General features: G+C 60.5%; 1 protein-coding gene. It reads right to left on the bottom strand.

Features of this window, described 5'->3' with window-relative positions; genetic code table 11:
• Positions 1–344, bottom strand: a 344-nt coding sequence (locus AX725_RS21230) for an MBG domain-containing protein (protein ID WP_202185042.1), incomplete at both ends; no start/stop codon positions are given.

Raw genomic sequence — 344 nt, 5'->3', positions numbered from 1 at the left:
GTGAGCAAGGCTCGCGTGATAGTCAGCGTACCGGGCACATAGGCAAAGTCATAATTGGTGGCTGACGCACCCGAACCCGTGATCGCATAGCTGCCGATGCCCGAGTTCAGCACCGCGCTGCTGGCATAGACCAGCCCCGAAATGACCGACGCATCATCGCCATTTCGGAAGCCCGTGACATTGCCGGTAAACAGCGGATCGGCCAGCCCGTATTCGCGCGTGGCATTATCCGCGGTCACCGTCAGCAGCGCCTTGGTGATTGTCAGCGTGCCGGGGACATAGCTGAAATCATAGTTGGTCGCCGTCGCCCCCGATCCGGTGATGGCATAGGTGCCGACGTTGCT

Source organism: Blastomonas sp. CCH9-A1 (assembly GCF_001557175.1).
GTDB lineage: Bacteria > Pseudomonadota > Alphaproteobacteria > Sphingomonadales > Sphingomonadaceae > Blastomonas > Blastomonas delafieldii_A.
Note: the sequence above shows the minus strand (reverse complement) of the source record. Positions and strands in the feature narration are given on the sequence as shown.